Raw genomic sequence first — 16,429 nt, 5'->3', positions numbered from 1 at the left:
TCTTCTCAAGTTAACGGATCGTCAAATGCTCCGCGATCGGCCCCAGCACGATGGCCGGCAAGAACGTCAATGCGCCGATCATGAGTACTGTGCCGACCAGAATACCGACGAACAAGCCGTTATCCGTACGGAGCGTGCCGAGCGTTTCCGGAACCCATTGCTTGCGCAGCAGCGAACCGGCCACCGCCAGAAGCGCGAACATCGAAACGTAACGGCCAAGCAGCATCACGAGCCCCGTGCTGATGTTCCAGAACGGCGTATTGTCTCCAAGCCCCTCGAACCCCGAACCGTTGTTGGCCGCGGACGAAGTGTACTCGTACAGCACTTGGGAGATGCCATGGAACGAAGGATTCGTAATTGCCGCCTTGCCCAGCTCCGTTGCGAGAGCGGCGGCGGTTGGCGCAAGAATGATGAGCGGGTGCGCCAGAATCGCAATCGCGATCAGCTTCATCTCGCGGGCTTCGATTTTACGGCCGAGAAACTCGGGCGTTCGTCCGACCATCAAGCCGGCAAGGAAGACGGCCAGGATTGCGTACATGAGCATATTCACGAGGCCGACGCCTTTGCCGCCGAACACGCAGTTCAGCATCATCAGCGCGAGCGGCGTAATGCTTCCAAGCGGGGTGAGCGTATCGTGCATATTGTTGACCGACCCGGTCGTAGCCGCCGTCGTCACGGTCGTAAACAACGCGGATTGTGCGATGCCGAAGCGCACCTCTTTGCCTTCCATACTGCCTTGGGACGCGTCGATCCCCAGCCGGTTCATCACCGGACTGCCGCTCGATTCGGATGCGTATACCAGGGACAGGAGCAGCACGAACAATATCATCATCGCGGCCCAGATGACCCAGCCCTGCTTGCGGTTTCGGGCAAACAAGCCGTACGTATACGGGAGCGCGGCCGCCAGCGACCACATCGATATTATTTCGATGACGTTCGTGAGCGGATTCGGGTTCTCGAACGGATGCGCCGAGTTGACGCCGAAAAATCCGCCGCCGTTCGTTCCTAAATGTTTGATCGCTTCAAGCGACGCCACCGGCCCGATTGCAATCTGCTGCGTATGCCCCTCCAGCCCGGTTACCTGTAAGGCAGGCAGCAGCGTCTGCGGCACGCGAAGCGCCACAAGCAGCAGCGTCACCGCCAGAGCCAGCGGAAAAAAAACGCGAGTGTGCGCCTTCACGAAATCCTCATAAAAATTACCGACCGTCTGCCCTTTGCTCGTCATTCCTCTTACAAAAGCGATCGCCACGCACAAGCCCGTCGCCGCGGACGTAAACATCATCATCGTAATGACGATCATTTGCGAAAAATACGAGAGCCCCGTCTCTCCGCTGTAATGCTGCAGGTTCGTATTGGTCATGAAGCTGATGACCGTATTAAACGAAAGCGTCTGCTCCATATTGTCAATGCCGCCGGGATTCAGCGGCAAAAATCTCTGCAATCGCAGGATCACATAACTGAAAGCGACGAGCGCAATATTCGTTGCCATAAAGCTGAGTCCGTATGTTTTCCATGTCATGCCGTTCCGCTCTTTCAGCCCGATCAATGAAAAAATCGGCTTCTCGATCCGGGAAAACACCCGGTCTGTCGCATTCGCTTCATTGCGGAACACTTGATACAAATACGTACCGAGCGGCTTTACCATAAGCGCCAGTACCCCAATGACAATGGCCATTTGCAAAATATCCACCGTGTGCAGCCTCCCTAAAATTTCTCCGGATGAATGAGCGCATAAGCCAAGTAAACAAAAAGAAATGCCGTAACTATATACACGACGATCATCGGTCCCCGCCTCCCGGTTCCTCTAACGCCCTGCCGCACCAGGATAAAAAGCAGGCGAACAGAACATATGCCGCCGCAAGCATGAACGCCATACACAGATCGGCCATCGTAATTCCTCCATTTATTCCATAGTCGGGTCATCCTACCAGCGCGTGCAGCAAAAACGAAACCTCATCGCTGTTCGTGTGAATGACAAAGCTCGCGCCGAGTCCTCTATAAACGAGCCGCGGGTGATTCGAATGCGTAATCACATAGATCGGCTCCTGGCTCCAGGGACTGCAGATGCGCACATAACGGCAGCATAGATTGAAGCTGCTCTCGAACAAAAAGATTTTCCCCACCGGAAAATCCGGAAGGCGCCACGTACTTTCTTCACTGGTGTCGATCATGATGATTCGCTCTGCTCCGAGCTCAGCCATCCGCGCTTCTTCCCGTTTGTTGTTCACAATTACGGCGAAGGGCAAGCGATGAGCAGCAAGCAGCCGGACAAAGGCTTCTCCCGCCTTGCTAGGCGCCGAGACCAGAATGAAATTTTGACCGCTATTCATGCGTTCTCCTCCTTGAATGAAGAAAGAGACGGCAACGACAAAGAAGCCTGCGATTAGAGAAGAACTCTTCCCGCGGCTTCTTAAGGCACAGTAAAGAATGTACCGTGCCTTGCTCACGACAATCGTTGCCTCTCCCTATACGCTTACGAGGTTAGCTGACGGATTCGGACGAGAGAGTCGCCCTACTTGCGTTGCAATTATTCAGCGAATTATAGCTGGACAATTGTCAACTGCGCTGCAAGATTCACCCCATGAAGCTGCCTACCGTTCCGATCGTACCGGAGCAGCAAAGCGCCTCGTTGGTTCCCCCGTTCCTTTTCCATTCAAGGATTCAGCGAAATAATGCTGCAAAATCATCACTGCATTTTCAAAAAATACAGCAAAAAACCACAGAGGCATTAAGCCCTGTGGTCGCGGTGAACGATCACAAGCTTCATCATCCTCTCTCCAAAAGCAGCGAATCGGCCAAAAGCTGCAAAGGCCATACTGCCATTCAACGCTTACGAGGTTAGCTGACGGATTCGGGCGGTGAGAGTCGCCCTACGCAAATACGGAATCCATGGTATCCGTACCCGCGATTCACCCCTGCGGCGCGCGTCCGGCTCTCACACCGTGCATGCACCGCTTCGTTGGTTCCCCCGTTCTCCTTGATATCCAAGGAAATTCAGCGAGTAAAAATGGGAAACTTTGTTGGATTGTTTCTTGAGTCGTATCATACGCTCGGCGGAACACGCTGTAAAGAAACGCTGTATTGCAAATCCGCCACTAGCCGGTGAAAGGAGCAAATATTCCATATACGATCTTTTATTTTCTACAGTATGCTCGGCTTTTCACCGATTTCCTAATATTACGTCATAATCGTAGAATCAGGAAGCATTTAGGTCAATAGAACGCGAATCCTCCCAATGAACACGCTCCCACCGTCTGACAAAACGAAAAACCCGAAAAAACCAACCGGTTTCGGGTTTTACTTTGCGCATCGTACGGCGTATGATTCATTCCAATAACACCATATATTCCGATTCCAACGCAGAATTCCTTTACAGGAAACGGGGGACCCAATCGAAACCTATGCCTCATCGACGGTTTCAAGGGGTGAATCTCAAGTGCTGACAACTGACACCGTGAGACCGGTGTAACAGTTGCAACGTGAGTAGGGCGCTCTCAAGCCCGAACCCGACAGCTAACCTCGTATGCGCATTGAGAGAGAACCGCGACCAGGTCTTCTGTTTGCCATGCCAGAAGTCCAGGAGCAGAGTTTCTCTGCTCTTCGGGCTTCTTTTTGCGTTTTGCACCTAACCGTAAGGAGATGAATCCCATGTTGAACATAACCGTTCCTTCGCCTGTTATCAATGAAAACGAGCTGGCGCGCTACCGCATCAGCTCGATGGAAGTGTTCCGGTTCGATTGCCGGTTTCTGCATAATCAGCTTCCGCCTTGGAACGCCGGGGCGTACGACTGCGGGCTGCTCAAAATTTCAAGCGACGGGCTCAGCGGCTGGGGCGAATACATCTCACCCTGCTCGAAGGAGAGCGTCGACCTCGTCCGCTGGGCATCCGTTTTCGCCAAGTTGAAAGGTTTATCCGTTGCCGAGGCCATACGCTGCGCAGAAGCAACGAACGAGGCTTGGGGACTGGTCAGGACGCGTCTCGCCGAATCGGCGCTGCTCGATTTGGCCTTCAAGATCCGATATCCTTTCACCGTGCACAAGGATATCGCCTCATCCTTGGGGTATGCGCGGCTGCTCGACCGTTCGCAGGCGTATTTCTCTTTTTGAATGCAGCTGAGGAATTGAAAGTGCGCCTAAGCTCGGAAGGGGTTCGCGGAATCCGCTTGGCCCGATTGGATTTATTTGATTTCCGCGATCTTTTTATTCATGAGCTCGTCGTAATTGCGTAAAGCGGTATTCGTATCGGTCTTGTCTTTCACTATCGTTTTCATCAAATTCGTGATCTCGTTAAAGGCAATGGAACCGTACTCCGTCGGCGGGAAAGACTGCTGGGGCTTCGTCTTGAACACGGCTTGGATATTTTTACCCTTCAGGAAATCCATATCTTTGGCAAATTCCTGCTCGAACTTCTTATCCTTCAATACGGATACTTTTCCGTAACGCGCCATATCCAGCTGCACTTCATCGGAGGTCATCACTTCCACTACTCGTAATGCATCGTCTTTGTTTTTGCTGACCGCCGACATCATCATCAGATGAATGTCAATTTGTGTGCCGATGCCGGGCTGTTCAGGAAATACGGGATACGTCGAAAGATCCCAGTTGGAGAATTCATTTTTCACGTCCGCCATATTGCCGAGCCAGTTCAGTCCGGCAATCATCGCCAAGTTCCGGTCGATGGAAAACGCTTTCACACCTGCACTGAAGGTAGCCACGGTATCGTTTCCGGGTATTTCATAAATGCTTCTCACCATGTCGACTGTTTTTTTCCACTGCTCCGTATTTCCAATCGATTTATGCGTTTTCGGGTCCACCAGCGGCAGTCTTTGCTGCGAACCGGCCCGGTATAAGGAGTCGGGCTCAAAGCCTCGGTATTTGACGCCGTCATGCTGCCTGGTCAATGTCCTGGCCAGCTCGATCAACTGATACCAGGTGCTGCCGTCTTTCGGGTATGGGACACCGAATCTGTCGAATATATCCTTATTGTAGTATAGCGCATTAAACTGCATCGTATAGGGGATACCGATCAGGTAGTCCGATTCGTAGCCGATCTTTATCGCGTCCAGCGTATCCGGTTTGAACCGGTCGAGATTGAACTTGTTCTTTTGGACCACTTCGCCGATGTCGGACGGCAGGCCCATTTGTTTATATCCAATGAGCGTAATATTATTAGCGGTAATCAAATCGGGGGTGTCGCCGCTTGCGATCAAATTGGGCAAATTTACGTTTCCCGTTAAAATTACCGGATTGACTGTAATGTGAGGATATTTCTTTTGGACGGGCTCAATGATAAAACGTTGGATTTCGGCATCTGTCAAATAACTTCTAACGATCGCAACTGAGACCGTGGCAGGGGAATAATGGACGGACGCAGCGACGTCACCGCCGCTTTCCCCCTGCTTCTTGTCCCCGCTACAGCCCGCGAGCACTCCCCCGCATAAGACAATCGCATAAAAACAGCATAACCCTTGTTTTACCACCGCTTCCCCTCCTCTTCAATGTGCGGACCCTTCAAGGCCGAGCCGCAGCCGGCCAAATACTCAATTCCTTTCAGGAGTAATAGAAGTAATTGTTCAGGGGATACGACGCATCCATACCGCTGACCGGCGACAGGTGCATCATATGGGGGGCCGAATACTTTTGCCGGTATTGGGAGGCGGTCATCCCCTTCACGCTCATGAATGTCCGGTAAAAATAATGCACGTTTTGAAACCCGACGGCATAGGCGATTTCGGATATACTCCACTTCTCCTGAATCAACAGCTGGCACGCCCGCTCGATTCGCCGTCTCACAATCGCTTTCTGCGGCGACATGCCGGTGCACTGGACGAACTTGCGGGTGAAATGCTCATGGCTCCATCCCGCCTCCTCCGCGAGCCTGGCGATGGTGATCGGTTCCGTCAAATGACGATCGATATAATCCAGCGCTTTGAGCACGGGTAAGGAATGCTTCGTATCGGAAACGGGGGCGAACTTGGAGGACGGCATTCCCTTCAGTCCCTCCAGCTCCATAAGCGCGGAAGCGAGCAGCAGCTTGCATCGTTCCTCCCACAAATACACCTTTTTGTTCGACAAATATAAAATTTGCCCGACCAGCATCGGCACAAACGTTTCTTCCACGGAATGAAAACAGACGGATTCGTCGGGCTGCAGCGCTTTCCCCCCGCTAGACGGATCCTCCTCCCAATAAAACGTAATGAACAGATGTCTGACCGGCTGGGATGTATCGAATTCGTACGAATACGTTTCTCCGGGAGGCGTAATAATGACGCAAGGCTTGTCGAGCACGACGGATTTGTTCGAGCATACGTACCGGGTGTCGGTGCCGATTGGAAAATAAACGATTTGATAATGCCGATAGCAGACCGGGCCATACACCCAACCGGGCTTCACGGTAAAATCGCCGGAAACGACGAGCCGGATCCGGTCAAAGCGGACTGTGGCATGCATCAGATCAAACGTCATGGAGGACACTCCTTTCCTATGTCCATTGTATTACATTGTGTCATGCTCCGGCGTATCTTTACGCAACTTCATATCCTTAAAAGACGATGATGGTTTCAGTATGAAGGATTCGCACCCGCACCCTCAATGCAGCGGAAAAGCGATTTTGTGCACATATTTGATCAAGCGCTTCATGGTGCAAAAAGGCGGCCTCACGTGTCCGCAAAAACCGCCGTGGATGAGTGCCCGAAACGCAGCCATGCTTGATTGAGTCACAAAGTACCGTTTTTCGTGCATATGCATTTCCGGTGAATCGCGTTAATCTAATACAGGGATGCACGATCAAAAGGAGGCGGCAAAGCGATGTATGCAAATGTAAAATCGAACTATGCGCAAGCCGGATATACCGTGCTGCGTCAACTGTTTACGAAGGAAGAAGTGGCGGCGTACAAGGAAGAAGCCGGCAAAGTGCTGGAGCAACACGGAGTGGGCAAGGAAGGCGTTTACTTGGGAATGGCCGTGGCGAGCGACGTATTCAAAAAAGCGGCGGCGCATCCGCCGCTGGTTCATGCACTGAAAGAAATTATCGGCGACGATGTCGTATTTCTAAGCGACAAGCTTGTGTTTAAAAATGCCTCGACCGACTTCGGATCGCCTTGGCATCAAGATTATCCTTATTGGAAAGGAAGTCACAAAGTTTCCGTATGGATCGCTTTGGACGATGCGACGCCGGAGAACGGCTGCCTGAGAATCGTCCCCGGATCCCACCTGAAAGGGGCGTCAACGCATGGCGGCGACGCTTCGGACGGCCTTGGGTTCAAAAATCGGCTGGAAGACAAAGATTTGGAAGGCGAGCCGATTGTCGACTTGTCCGCCTCGCGGGGCGATGCCATCATTTTCCACGATTTGCTGTATCATGCCTCCTACCCGAACACTTCCGGGAAAGACCGATGGGCTCTAATCTCTACGTATAAGGACGGGACGCAGGAAGATCCCGAATATTCCTGGTCGAAGGCGGCGTTCAAAGTGTAACGGTATCGTCCTCCGAATGAGAGATCCTCTCTCGTTCGGAGTTTTTTTCATTTGCGGCGCATCAACGGACCGGCGGCGCCGTCGTCTCGCCGCTCACGAATTCGCCTCGGAGCCGGATATGCTCGTAAGGCATGTGCGGATTGGCGATCCGCCACAGCATACGGTCGGCCGCACGGTAGCCGGTTTCCCGGATCAGCAGCTGCGGGCGCGAGCAGTCAGGCCGATCTCCCGAAGCCTCGTTCATGAATGCGACCAGGGAGCAGCCGCTCGGAATATCGACCTCCATCTCGCGCAGCTTGCCATACACCGCATCCGCTTCTTCATCGAGCCCGCAGATGACCGCGGTCGGCTTGCAGCGCGCATACAAGCGCATGAAGTCGACCTGCCATGGCCGGCCGCTCGCGCGTACGGTGCAGTGCTCCTGCGTCTGGACCGGCACACCGCCCGCCGCCATCGCCTCTGCGAAGGCGTGCCAGCGCAGAGCGAATCCCCGCTGCCCGCTCGCATCGCCTACATACAGAATGCGCGTATGCCCGAGCCTCAGCAAATGGCGCACCGCTTGGTGCATCGCTTCGTGCACGTCCCAGATGACGCTGTCGACCTTCGCCTCCGGCGGCGGATAATTGAGCAAGATGCGGGGAATAGGCAGCTCCAGCAATTTGCGCTCCACGGCGTCGTACCCCATTCTCGGCGCGATAAACAAGCCTTCGGCATAATCGAAGCCGCTCGCTTCCGCCCACGCGTCGAACGCCGAGAGCTTGAGGCCAGGCGGCAGCAGAAGCGGCTGCACGTGATGGCCGAATTCCATAAACCGCTCGTGCAGCCCTTCCAGCAGCAGCCGGTTGAAATTGAGCGAGTATTCGTTTTGGACCAGCAGGAACCGCCTTTGCATGACCGGATACGGCGCGATCCGTTCAGAGCGGAACGCCAGCTTCTGGTCCTTCGTCAAGTATCCTTTTTCCCTGGCCAGCCTGACGACTTCGCTGCGGGTTTGCTCGGACATGCCCGGCAGGCCGCGCAGCGCCTTCGATACGGTCTGGATCGTCAAATTCAGCTCCTCGGCCAAATCGTAAAGCGTTACCCTGCTACGCCGCATCTGTCTCCCTCTCTTGCTTGTCCATGAACTATGTTTCATGAAAAGTTTTAAACCAATTTTAAACTAAAGCAACCTATCCCGGAACGCTATAATGAGGATATTACACCAAAATCATTCGAAACGGGAGAGCTGATCATGAATAAAATCATTGAAGCGGACGTCGTCGTATGCGGGGGCGGTCCGGCCGGCATTAATGCGGCGATTGCGGCAGGACGAAGCGGAGCGAAGACCGTACTCGTCGAGCGGTACGGGTTTGTCGGCGGGATGTCGACGGCGGCGCTCGTCTATCCTTGGATGACTTTTCATACGACGGAAGGCAAGCAGGTCATCGGAGGCATCGCGCAGGAGATCATCGACCGGCTGATCGAGGCGGACGCTTCGCCCGGCCACGTGCGGGATACGGTCGGTTTCGTGCATACGATCACGCCGTACCACCCCGAGATGTATAAAATCGTCGCGCTCGATATGCTGAAGGAGGCCGGCGTCCGTCTGCTCGCCCACAGCTTCGTCGACGAAGTGCTGCTGCAGGGAGACGATACGATCGGATCGGTCCGGCTGACGACCAAGTCCGGCAAAATCGAAGTGAAGGGACGGCTGTTCGTCGATACGACCGGCGACGCCGACCTTGCTTATCTGTCAGGGGCTCCTTGCCTCCAGGGAAGAGACGGCGACCAGCGGACGCAGCCGATGACGATGAAGTTCCGCATGCGGGGCGTCGATCTGGAGCGGGTGAAGCGGTATATGCTTGATCATCCCGACGAATTTTATAAAAAAACGCCGTTCGACGAGCTGGAGCGTCTGCCTCTGTCGGGGGTGCTCGGCTTCTACAAGCATTGGAAGGAAGCGAACCTGCCGATTAACCGCGATCAAGTCTTGTTCTTCACCGGGCCGGCCGAGGACGAGGTGCTCGTCAATACGACGCGCGTTCAAGGACTCGACGGCACGGACGTCGAGCATTTGACCGAGGCGGAGGATGCCGGGCGTCGGCAGGTCATGATGGTGGCGAAGTTTATGCGCGACCAGCTGCCCGGCTTCGAACGGGCCTCGATCTCCTCCGTCGGGGCGCAGATCGGCATTCGCGAGACGCGCCGAATCGACGGCGTCTACGCGCTGCAGGTCGACGACGTCGTGCAGGGCCGCCGGTTCGACGACGTGATCGCGCGCAGCGGCTACCCGATCGACATCCACGACCCGTCGGGCAAAGGCGTAACCGCCGCCTGGGTGCAGGGCGACGGCGCCTACGACATCCCGTACCGCTGCCTGCTGCCGCAGCGGATGACGAACTTGCTGGCCGGCGGCCGCTGCATCTCGACGACGCATGAGGCGCTCGCCACGACGCGGCTGACGCCAAGCTGCATGGCGACCGGCCAGGCCGCCGGCACGGCGGCGGGCATCGCCGTCAAACGCGGCGTAGCGCCCGCCGATATCGACGTCAGCGAGCTGCAGGCCGAGCTGACGAAAGCAGGCGCGCTGCTGGGATAACACGGCGGCGGCACGCGCACAACCGGAGCGGATAAATTCAGAAAAACCAAGCCGATCCGCCGGATCAGGCTTGGTTTTACTTTGGCATGCTAACCCTTGGCTACAAAAAGCGCGGTTATGCCTTGCGATACATCCGGGGAGCCATGCCCACTTCCCTTGCAAATAACCGTGTGAAGTATAACGGGTCCTGATAGCCGACGTCTCTGGCAATTTTCGAAATCGGCTCATTGGTCATGCGGAGCAGCTGCTTCGCTTTATCCAGCCTGATTTTGTTAATAAATTCAAACGGCGTATAGCCTGAATATCGCTTGAACAAAATCGAGTAGTAGCTGGCGGACAGCGACGCCATCCGGGCCAGCTTATCGCGTTCCAGGGACAGCTGGTAATGGTCCTGAATGTATTTCATGGAATCGGATATTAGCCGTGCCGTCTCGTCTTCATCCCGCAGCTTATGGGTGAGCGCCTCGCTCAGCCACTTCAGCATCGTCAAGAACTGGAGCCTGACGGTCCATTCGGTGCCCTCGTTTTTGTCGCTCCACAGCTGATGCAGCTGCTTAAGCCGTCGTTCCAGCTCCGCCGCATCCGCATGAACCGGGAACACCCGATCGAACGGCAGAGGAGCGCCTTTGGCCCCCAATCTGGCCTGGTTCCCCTCCCACTCAATCGGAAAATACAGGAAGTGGACGCTGTAGTACGTCAGAGGCTCCGCCTGCGAGCTGGACAAGATCATGTGCTCATCCGGAGCCATATGAAGAACCATTCCCGGTCCCAGCTCCCAGACGGCGCCGTTCAATTCATACGTACCCTTGCCGGCAATGACGTACACAAAGTTATACAGACTCGTCTGTTTCAGCTCAAATCGGTATTTCCGTTGTTTCCAGAAGGACTCCCCCCGAAGGAGCACCTCGACCATTTTCGGAAAAAATCGTTCAAAAAACGGCTCATGCACCTTTCTCATCTCCTACGACGCATGATGTGTATAGCGTAATCATAGCACGGAACCGCGTTGTCCGCAGGAAGAAGCGTCCCGGCAATTTACGGAATGCCGGATCATTTGGCCTTCTCGGATTGAATCGCTTTGTTAATCACTTCTTCGGCGCTGCGCAGCACCGTATTCCAGTCCTTATTCTCCACTACGGCCTTCTGCAGCTCCTTCATGAACATATTCTCCGCCTTGACGTTCGTAAGTCCCGGCTTGCGCCCCGGCATGCCCGGACCGACTTTATTGTAGGACGCCGCCTTAATGTTTTTCCCTTTATAGAGCGGGTCGTTCATCATATATTTGCTTTTAATTTCTTCGTTTTTCAGCACCGGGTATAATCCCGTATCAGCCGTGAGCTTGGACTGCATATCGTCGGATGCAAGCCATGCGGCCACCTGGAAGGCGGCATCCTTGTTTTTGCTGCTGCTCGTGATGTACACGCTGCGGAAATCGGCCAGCCGCGCGATGCCCGGCAGCTCCTTGTACGTTGGCATGCTGACGATGTCCCACGCAAAATTCCAATCCATGAAATTCCGGGAGACGAAGGTCGTCATGGCGGAATTCCCTTTTATAAACTCCTTCCAATCCAAGTCCTTATTGATCGTCGTCGAGTCGAATTTCAACCCGGGTATCGTATAAAACCGCTTCCAGTTCTCTCCGATCTTTCTCCACTTGTCCGAGTTGACGGCCGCTTTGTCTTCCGTCAAGCTCAGGATCGGCTCGCCGAACGGATTTTGGGTGAAGAACGTTTCCATCCAGCGGTCGGAAAATCCGCGATACTGAATGCCGCCTTCCACTCTTGTCATGAGTTTGGCAATCTCGTACACGTCGTCCCAGGTCATGCCGTCCTTCGGATATGGAACGCCGAACTTGTCGAACAAATCTTTGTTGTAATGGAGAAGCCCTCCGTTTGTTCCGCTAAGCGGTATGCCTGCAATGATGCCTCCCGTCTCCCGCTTCATCTGTTCAAAAGCAAGCGGGTCAAGCCGCGACGCATCGAATTTATACTTCGTCATCAAGTCGCCGATATCGTACAGCAAACCGCTCTTCTGCAAATCAGGCGTCGCGACGCCGCGCCCTACGAACAAATCCGGCATGCTGTCCGCGGTAACCAGCGCGTCGATGGTCGGACCGCCGGAGCCGGTGCTCGGAACCGCTTTCAACGTGTAGTTGGGAAATTTCTTCTTCGCCTGTTCGGCGATGTAATCGAATTCGCTTTGCGACATCGACCACATATAGAAGCTGATTTCCGCCGGCATGTTAGCTACCTTCGCGACATCCGCTTCCGATGCTCCGGGATTGCCCGCTTGCGACCCGCCATTCCCGCATGCCGTAAGCATCAAGGAGCCTGCGGCGAAAATACCGATCCATTTGCTGTTCATGTGTACCCACCCTTTTTTTAAGCGTTTTCAGAACATGTTCCTTACGTGCTCCTGCGGCCTGCATTGGCTCGCTGCATCAAAAACCTTAACGATTAGTTATTCTACAGCTAATTATAAGTTCTCTATTACGGAAGTAAATGGATTCCCGGTTAACGTATATGGATAATAAGTTAATCGTATAACGACATAAGCGCTGTACGGGCGGTTACCCCAAGGCAGGTCTTCTCAACGGGAAGCTAGCGCTCCGCCGGTTGCCCGAAGGAACGAAAAAAGCCGGCGATGCCGCTTCCGCGAAGCCGGTATGCCGGACGAATGAAGAGCAGCCTGCTAGCATCAGGCTGCTCGTTGTTTCATAGAACCCGCGCTTCCTTAACTGGGGGTGGTCATCAGCCAGAACGACCAGTCGGTCCGAGGCCGCAAGGTCGTCAAATGTCTGGAAACGGCGGCCAGTCTCGGCGAGGCGTACACCTTTTCCGCTCTTCGCGTCATTTGAACGGCAAGGCCGTTGATTTCTTTGTCTATGTTTTGCCATGCCCAAGGCACTTCTTCCGCCAGGTAGGGCGCCAAAAAGTCGAAGCCCAGCTCGATGCCCCGTCCGTCCTTGGTCCGGTAACGCCACAGATCGTCGCCGAGCACTTCCCCGCACCGGGCCAGCGTCACAAAGGCGCTAAGTCCGTACAGGGAATAAAAGAGCGCGCGGTTCCGTTTCAGCTCGCGGTGAAGTCCTCCTTCCGGCGTAAACTGCACGTCGATCTGCCATTTGGCCCGCTCCATCATTTGTCTGGCCCGTTCCAGGTTACCGCCATAGATGGAGAAAGCCGCTACTTGCGCCGCATACCAAGAGCCGTGATTATCGGTAGCCTTGTACTCCTCTTTCCCCGCCGGGCTCTCGAGCAGCCAGTCGGTATACGAGGTAAACCATCGCTTCAGCCCCTCGTTATCGGCGGCGGTCCAGCTGGCCGACTGCGCCAGCAGCTGGACGGAATCCAGCAGACCGATCAGCTGCACGCCCTCAATAATGCCGATGGCCATCCCGTCGTTAACCCCGGGCAGCGAGGAAGCATAGTTGAAGTTAGGATTCATCCGCGTGTCGGGGTTCAAAAACCATACGCGCAGCAATTCGGCCGCTTTGGCGGCGTACGCTTCCGAGCCCGTATAAAAATAAGCCATTGCAAGGGTGTTTACCCTGATGCGCATATTGAAATACGGACCCAAGTCGTACTTGTCGCTGGATGCTTCCGGATTCGTGTATCCGTCCCGCCGGATGAACGGCATCCCGTCCGGCGTATCCGGATTGGGCCATGCATACTTGCCGATTGCGTAAAAATCATGCTTATCGCCGGATGGCGGGATATGGGCTTTCCCCATGACAGAGCCGGCCGGCTTCTTGATATACGAGGTTGCCTCGTTAAGCAAGGCGGAATAAGCCGGAGACACGCTGGGATCATTCGCTTTCACCTTATCGCGAATGCCGGAGATTTCCTTATAGTCGAGATGGATTAATGTTGGTACCGTCGCTTGCGTCATTGCCGTTGTCTCCTCCTGTTTGCGTGGATTCAGTTCCCCGCCGCAGCCTGTCGTCATACAAATGGCTATCGCGATCAACACAGGCTTGGCGCATGTTCTCATGAACATTGTAAAAAAACTCCTTCAATAAGTGTTCCATGAAAGCCCTTGATTCCCTAATTGTACTGCAATTCGCCGCACGGTAAATGGAGAATAAGGGGACGTATATGGACAAATATTTGAATTGATTTAAAGACGCCTCCATCCTGCTGAATCGCAGGTATGGAGGCGTTCCTTGGCATCATGAGAGCGGCTCCGGGCTTACTCTGCCGCAGGCTTCAAGGCGACGACGGTGACCGAATACGGGTCGAGCATCAAACTGGCCGCTCCGGCTTCGTATGAAACGGGGTTAGTCTGCGCCAGAACAGGCTTCGTATCGGTCGCACCCGTGCCTTTCAGCACCCACGTTTCGTTGTCGGCGCCAGCCAATTAATTTTCCACGTTCAGATGAACCGTCACCGGATCGGCATTCGAGTTGATGAAATAGACGGATAGCTTCCCTGTGGAAGGCGAATAACTGGCGAAGGCGGAAATATCGGTTGCCCCGGTCGCCGACACGATCTGATCCTGCAAAAACTGGTTCCATACTTGAATCGTCTGGCCCATCGGAAGCAGGTTGCCGTCTTCGTCGATAGCCGACCGTTCATCCCGCGGACTGTTGTTGAGCCCTTTGCGCGTTACCCAGAAATGGACATAGTCGACTTTATCGTACTGCAGCAGTCTTCCAATCTTCGTGGCGAACAGCGCAGCGCGCCCCATGTTGTTCGGCATCTGGGCGCCGGAAGAATATGTGCTCGTCTCGGTTATCGCGATTCGCATCCGGCTCCTGTCTTCCGGCTTGAAATACGTGTTCATGTGGCTCACGATCGTATTCAGCGGACTGACATTCGCGCTTCCATACAGATGCACGATGACGAAGTCGGCGTTCGCCGACACGGCCGGCATGACTGCGCTGTTCCACGCAAACGAATCGTACACCGGGACGCCCACTTTAATGGTAGGATCGACCGCCTTCATCGCAGCGGCAAATTCGTTGAACACGGCTGCGTATTCCTGGGGACTCCAAATGTAGCCGGATTGCGACGTATAGAACGGTTCGTTGCCGATTTCCCAATATTTCACGTTCCAGCCGTTGATGACATTGGCATAGCGGACCCATTCAACGGCCGCTTCCTTGAGCTGCGCCTTCGTCTTCCACCAGTCCGCATCGGTCGCCTTCATCGCGTCGAGTCCGACTATAACGAACGGCTCCGTACCGGTTTCGTTCACAACGCTCATAAACTCATTGAAATCCTGCGTATCCTTATACGTTCCGTCCGGGTTAATCAGCGCTTGCTCGGGACTGCTCAAGGGGTGACCGGTCGAATAATAGTAGGAAAGCTGCGGCGTAAGCACGCTGCTTGCCGCCGTCGGATAAGGAGCCCCGGTCCATAAGTAGCGGTCCCCGGCTTCGCCCTCGCCGAATCGGACCGTTCCCGCTCCTAGCGCTTGCAGCGATTGGGCGAGCGTCTTCTGCCGGTTCGGATGATGAAGGTCGGAGTCGAATAAATGGTTCGATACGACGCCGAGAGGCGAATGGTACACGTTATTCAGTACAGAGTAGACGTCGACCGTCACGTTCTGATCCGATGGAACGCCGGTGTCATTCTCGTCGGGAATCGCCGTCACTTTTACATGATCGATGCCGATGGCCCCGCGTCCGGCCGAAATCGAGATAAACCGGAGCGACGCAACGCTGCTTGCCTCCGATACTTGAAATCCTTCGTAATCGACCGTACCGAGCAGTGTCGTACCGGTCGGATCATACGTATAGCCCTTCACTTTCTTCTGGACAAAATCGACCTCCAGCCTGACTTTGTACCAATGTCCGTCCACATAGGAGCCGGCCGGCATCATGTTCGTCGAAATGTTCTGACCTGCCGCGTTTTTCTGAAGCATCTTGTACACGTAGCCGTTCGCTGCGGTACTGTTCTGAACCTGGGTAATGTTCTCATTCTGCTCGCTGAGGAGCGTCATGCCGAAATAATCATGCTTGTTGCTCGGGTCTGTATCCGCCTCCGTCATCATGTCGAATTCGAGATAGGCAAACCCGCTTTTGAGCTTGGGAAAATTCACTTTCGCGTAAGCGGAGCTTGTCCCGGAATCGGTAATGCGGAGGTACTTGTCACCCGGAATCGACGGATGATTCTCGATCGTCACGCTCGTCGTCGCCGGCGCACTGAACTGCCACCATACCGGCAGCGCGGACGACGTCGGCAGCGCGCCTCGGCTCGCATACGCATCGAAGTCATCTTCGTACACGAGCTGCTCGCTCCCTCCATCCGCATGAGCCGGAGCCGGCCCCTGTCCGAGCGTCGAGCCGAGCAGCAGACAAGCTAGCGCTGCTTTCAGGGCGGTTCTTTTTACTGCAGTTGCTGCATTGTGCATCATGATCCTCCTTCGTCA

At 54.6% G+C, this 16,429-nt stretch carries 14 protein-coding genes and 3 riboswitches; of the genes, 3 read left to right on the top strand and 11 right to left on the bottom strand.

Annotated features, from left to right (window positions below):
* Positions 1-10: 10 nt before the first annotated feature.
* The 3 genes from kdpA to KXG62_RS20555 all read right to left on the bottom strand — a co-directional run bounded on the left by kdpA (position 11) and on the right by KXG62_RS20555 (position 2,330).
* A complete protein-coding gene (gene kdpA / locus KXG62_RS20565) occupies positions 11-1,690 on the bottom strand; it encodes a potassium-transporting ATPase subunit KdpA (RefSeq protein WP_281426915.1) in 1,680 nt (559 codons plus the stop codon).
* A 14-nt stretch (positions 1,691-1,704) separates the two neighbouring features.
* Positions 1,705-1,782 (bottom strand): K(+)-transporting ATPase subunit F, encoded by a 78-nt coding sequence (gene kdpF / locus KXG62_RS34695; RefSeq protein WP_425517365.1) that lies wholly within the window; start codon positions 1,780-1,782, stop codon positions 1,705-1,707.
* A gap of 137 nt (positions 1,783-1,919) precedes the next feature.
* A complete protein-coding gene (locus KXG62_RS20555) occupies positions 1,920-2,330 on the bottom strand; it encodes a hypothetical protein (RefSeq protein ID WP_218093886.1) in 411 nt (136 codons plus the stop codon).
* 124 nt (positions 2,331-2,454) lie between these two features.
* A riboswitch (cyclic di-AMP (ydaO/yuaA leader) is annotated at positions 2,455-2,677 on the bottom strand.
* Positions 2,678-2,812: 135 nt separating this feature from the next.
* A riboswitch (cyclic di-AMP (ydaO/yuaA leader) is annotated at positions 2,813-3,010 on the bottom strand.
* Between the two features lie 338 nt (positions 3,011-3,348).
* A riboswitch (cyclic di-AMP (ydaO/yuaA leader) is annotated at positions 3,349-3,544 on the top strand.
* A gap of 104 nt (positions 3,545-3,648) precedes the next feature.
* On the opposite strand from KXG62_RS20555, the gene KXG62_RS20550 reads away from it, so the two are divergent.
* Positions 3,649-4,107, top strand: coding sequence for a hypothetical protein (locus KXG62_RS20550; protein ID WP_218093885.1), 459 nt, complete (start codon positions 3,649-3,651; stop codon positions 4,105-4,107).
* A 71-nt stretch (positions 4,108-4,178) separates the two neighbouring features.
* Here KXG62_RS20550 and KXG62_RS20545 read toward each other — a convergent pair whose 3' ends face one another.
* The gene (locus tag KXG62_RS20545) at positions 4,179-5,480 is read right to left on the bottom strand and encodes an ABC transporter substrate-binding protein (RefSeq protein ID WP_218093884.1); all 1,302 of its coding nucleotides are present in this window, start codon (positions 5,478-5,480) and stop codon (positions 4,179-4,181) included.
* Between the two features lie 70 nt (positions 5,481-5,550).
* Complete coding sequence (locus tag KXG62_RS20540; protein WP_218093883.1) at positions 5,551-6,465, bottom strand: helix-turn-helix domain-containing protein; 915 nt, start codon at positions 6,463-6,465, stop codon at positions 5,551-5,553.
* 342 nt (positions 6,466-6,807) lie between these two features.
* Here KXG62_RS20540 and KXG62_RS20535 point away from each other — a divergent pair, with 342 nt between their 5' ends.
* The gene (locus tag KXG62_RS20535) at positions 6,808-7,476 is read left to right on the top strand and encodes a phytanoyl-CoA dioxygenase family protein (protein ID WP_218093882.1); all 669 of its coding nucleotides are present in this window, start codon (positions 6,808-6,810) and stop codon (positions 7,474-7,476) included.
* A 61-nt stretch (positions 7,477-7,537) separates the two neighbouring features.
* Here the strand turns inward: KXG62_RS20535 and KXG62_RS20530 are convergent, their stop codons facing one another.
* On the bottom strand, positions 7,538-8,572 hold the full coding sequence (locus tag KXG62_RS20530) for a LacI family DNA-binding transcriptional regulator (RefSeq protein ID WP_218093881.1): 1,035 nt from the start codon (positions 8,570-8,572) through the stop codon (positions 7,538-7,540).
* A gap of 135 nt (positions 8,573-8,707) precedes the next feature.
* Here KXG62_RS20530 and KXG62_RS20525 point away from each other — a divergent pair, with 135 nt between their 5' ends.
* Complete coding sequence (locus tag KXG62_RS20525; protein WP_218093880.1) at positions 8,708-10,054, top strand: FAD-dependent oxidoreductase; 1,347 nt, start codon at positions 8,708-8,710, stop codon at positions 10,052-10,054.
* A 115-nt stretch (positions 10,055-10,169) separates the two neighbouring features.
* Here the strand turns inward: KXG62_RS20525 and KXG62_RS20520 are convergent, their stop codons facing one another.
* The 5 genes from KXG62_RS20520 to KXG62_RS20500 form a co-directional block, all read right to left on the bottom strand.
* Positions 10,170-11,003, bottom strand: coding sequence for a helix-turn-helix transcriptional regulator (locus KXG62_RS20520; protein ID WP_218093879.1), 834 nt, complete (start codon positions 11,001-11,003; stop codon positions 10,170-10,172).
* A 101-nt stretch (positions 11,004-11,104) separates the two neighbouring features.
* Complete coding sequence (locus KXG62_RS20515) at positions 11,105-12,418, bottom strand: ABC transporter substrate-binding protein (protein ID WP_218093878.1); 1,314 nt, start codon at positions 12,416-12,418, stop codon at positions 11,105-11,107.
* Positions 12,419-12,787: 369 nt separating this feature from the next.
* Positions 12,788-14,053: an alginate lyase family protein gene (locus KXG62_RS20510; protein ID WP_218093877.1), complete on the bottom strand. Its 1,266-nt coding sequence runs from the start codon at positions 14,051-14,053 to the stop codon at positions 12,788-12,790.
* Positions 14,054-14,245: 192 nt separating this feature from the next.
* On the bottom strand, positions 14,246-14,413 hold the full coding sequence (locus KXG62_RS20505; RefSeq protein WP_218093876.1) for a hypothetical protein: 168 nt from the start codon (positions 14,411-14,413) through the stop codon (positions 14,246-14,248).
* Positions 14,414-16,414 carry a hypothetical protein gene (locus tag KXG62_RS20500; RefSeq protein WP_218093875.1) on the bottom strand — a complete coding sequence of 667 codons (2,001 nt, stop codon included), beginning with the start codon at positions 16,412-16,414 and terminating at the stop codon, positions 14,414-14,416.
* Positions 16,415-16,429 lie beyond the last annotated feature (15 nt).

The sequence above is a fragment of the Paenibacillus solanacearum genome (assembly GCF_910593845.1).
Classification (GTDB): domain Bacteria; phylum Bacillota; class Bacilli; order Paenibacillales; family NBRC-103111; genus Paenibacillus_G; species Paenibacillus_G solanacearum.
The sequence above is the reverse complement of the archived record's forward strand: the minus strand, read 5'-3'. Positions and strand labels throughout refer to the sequence as shown.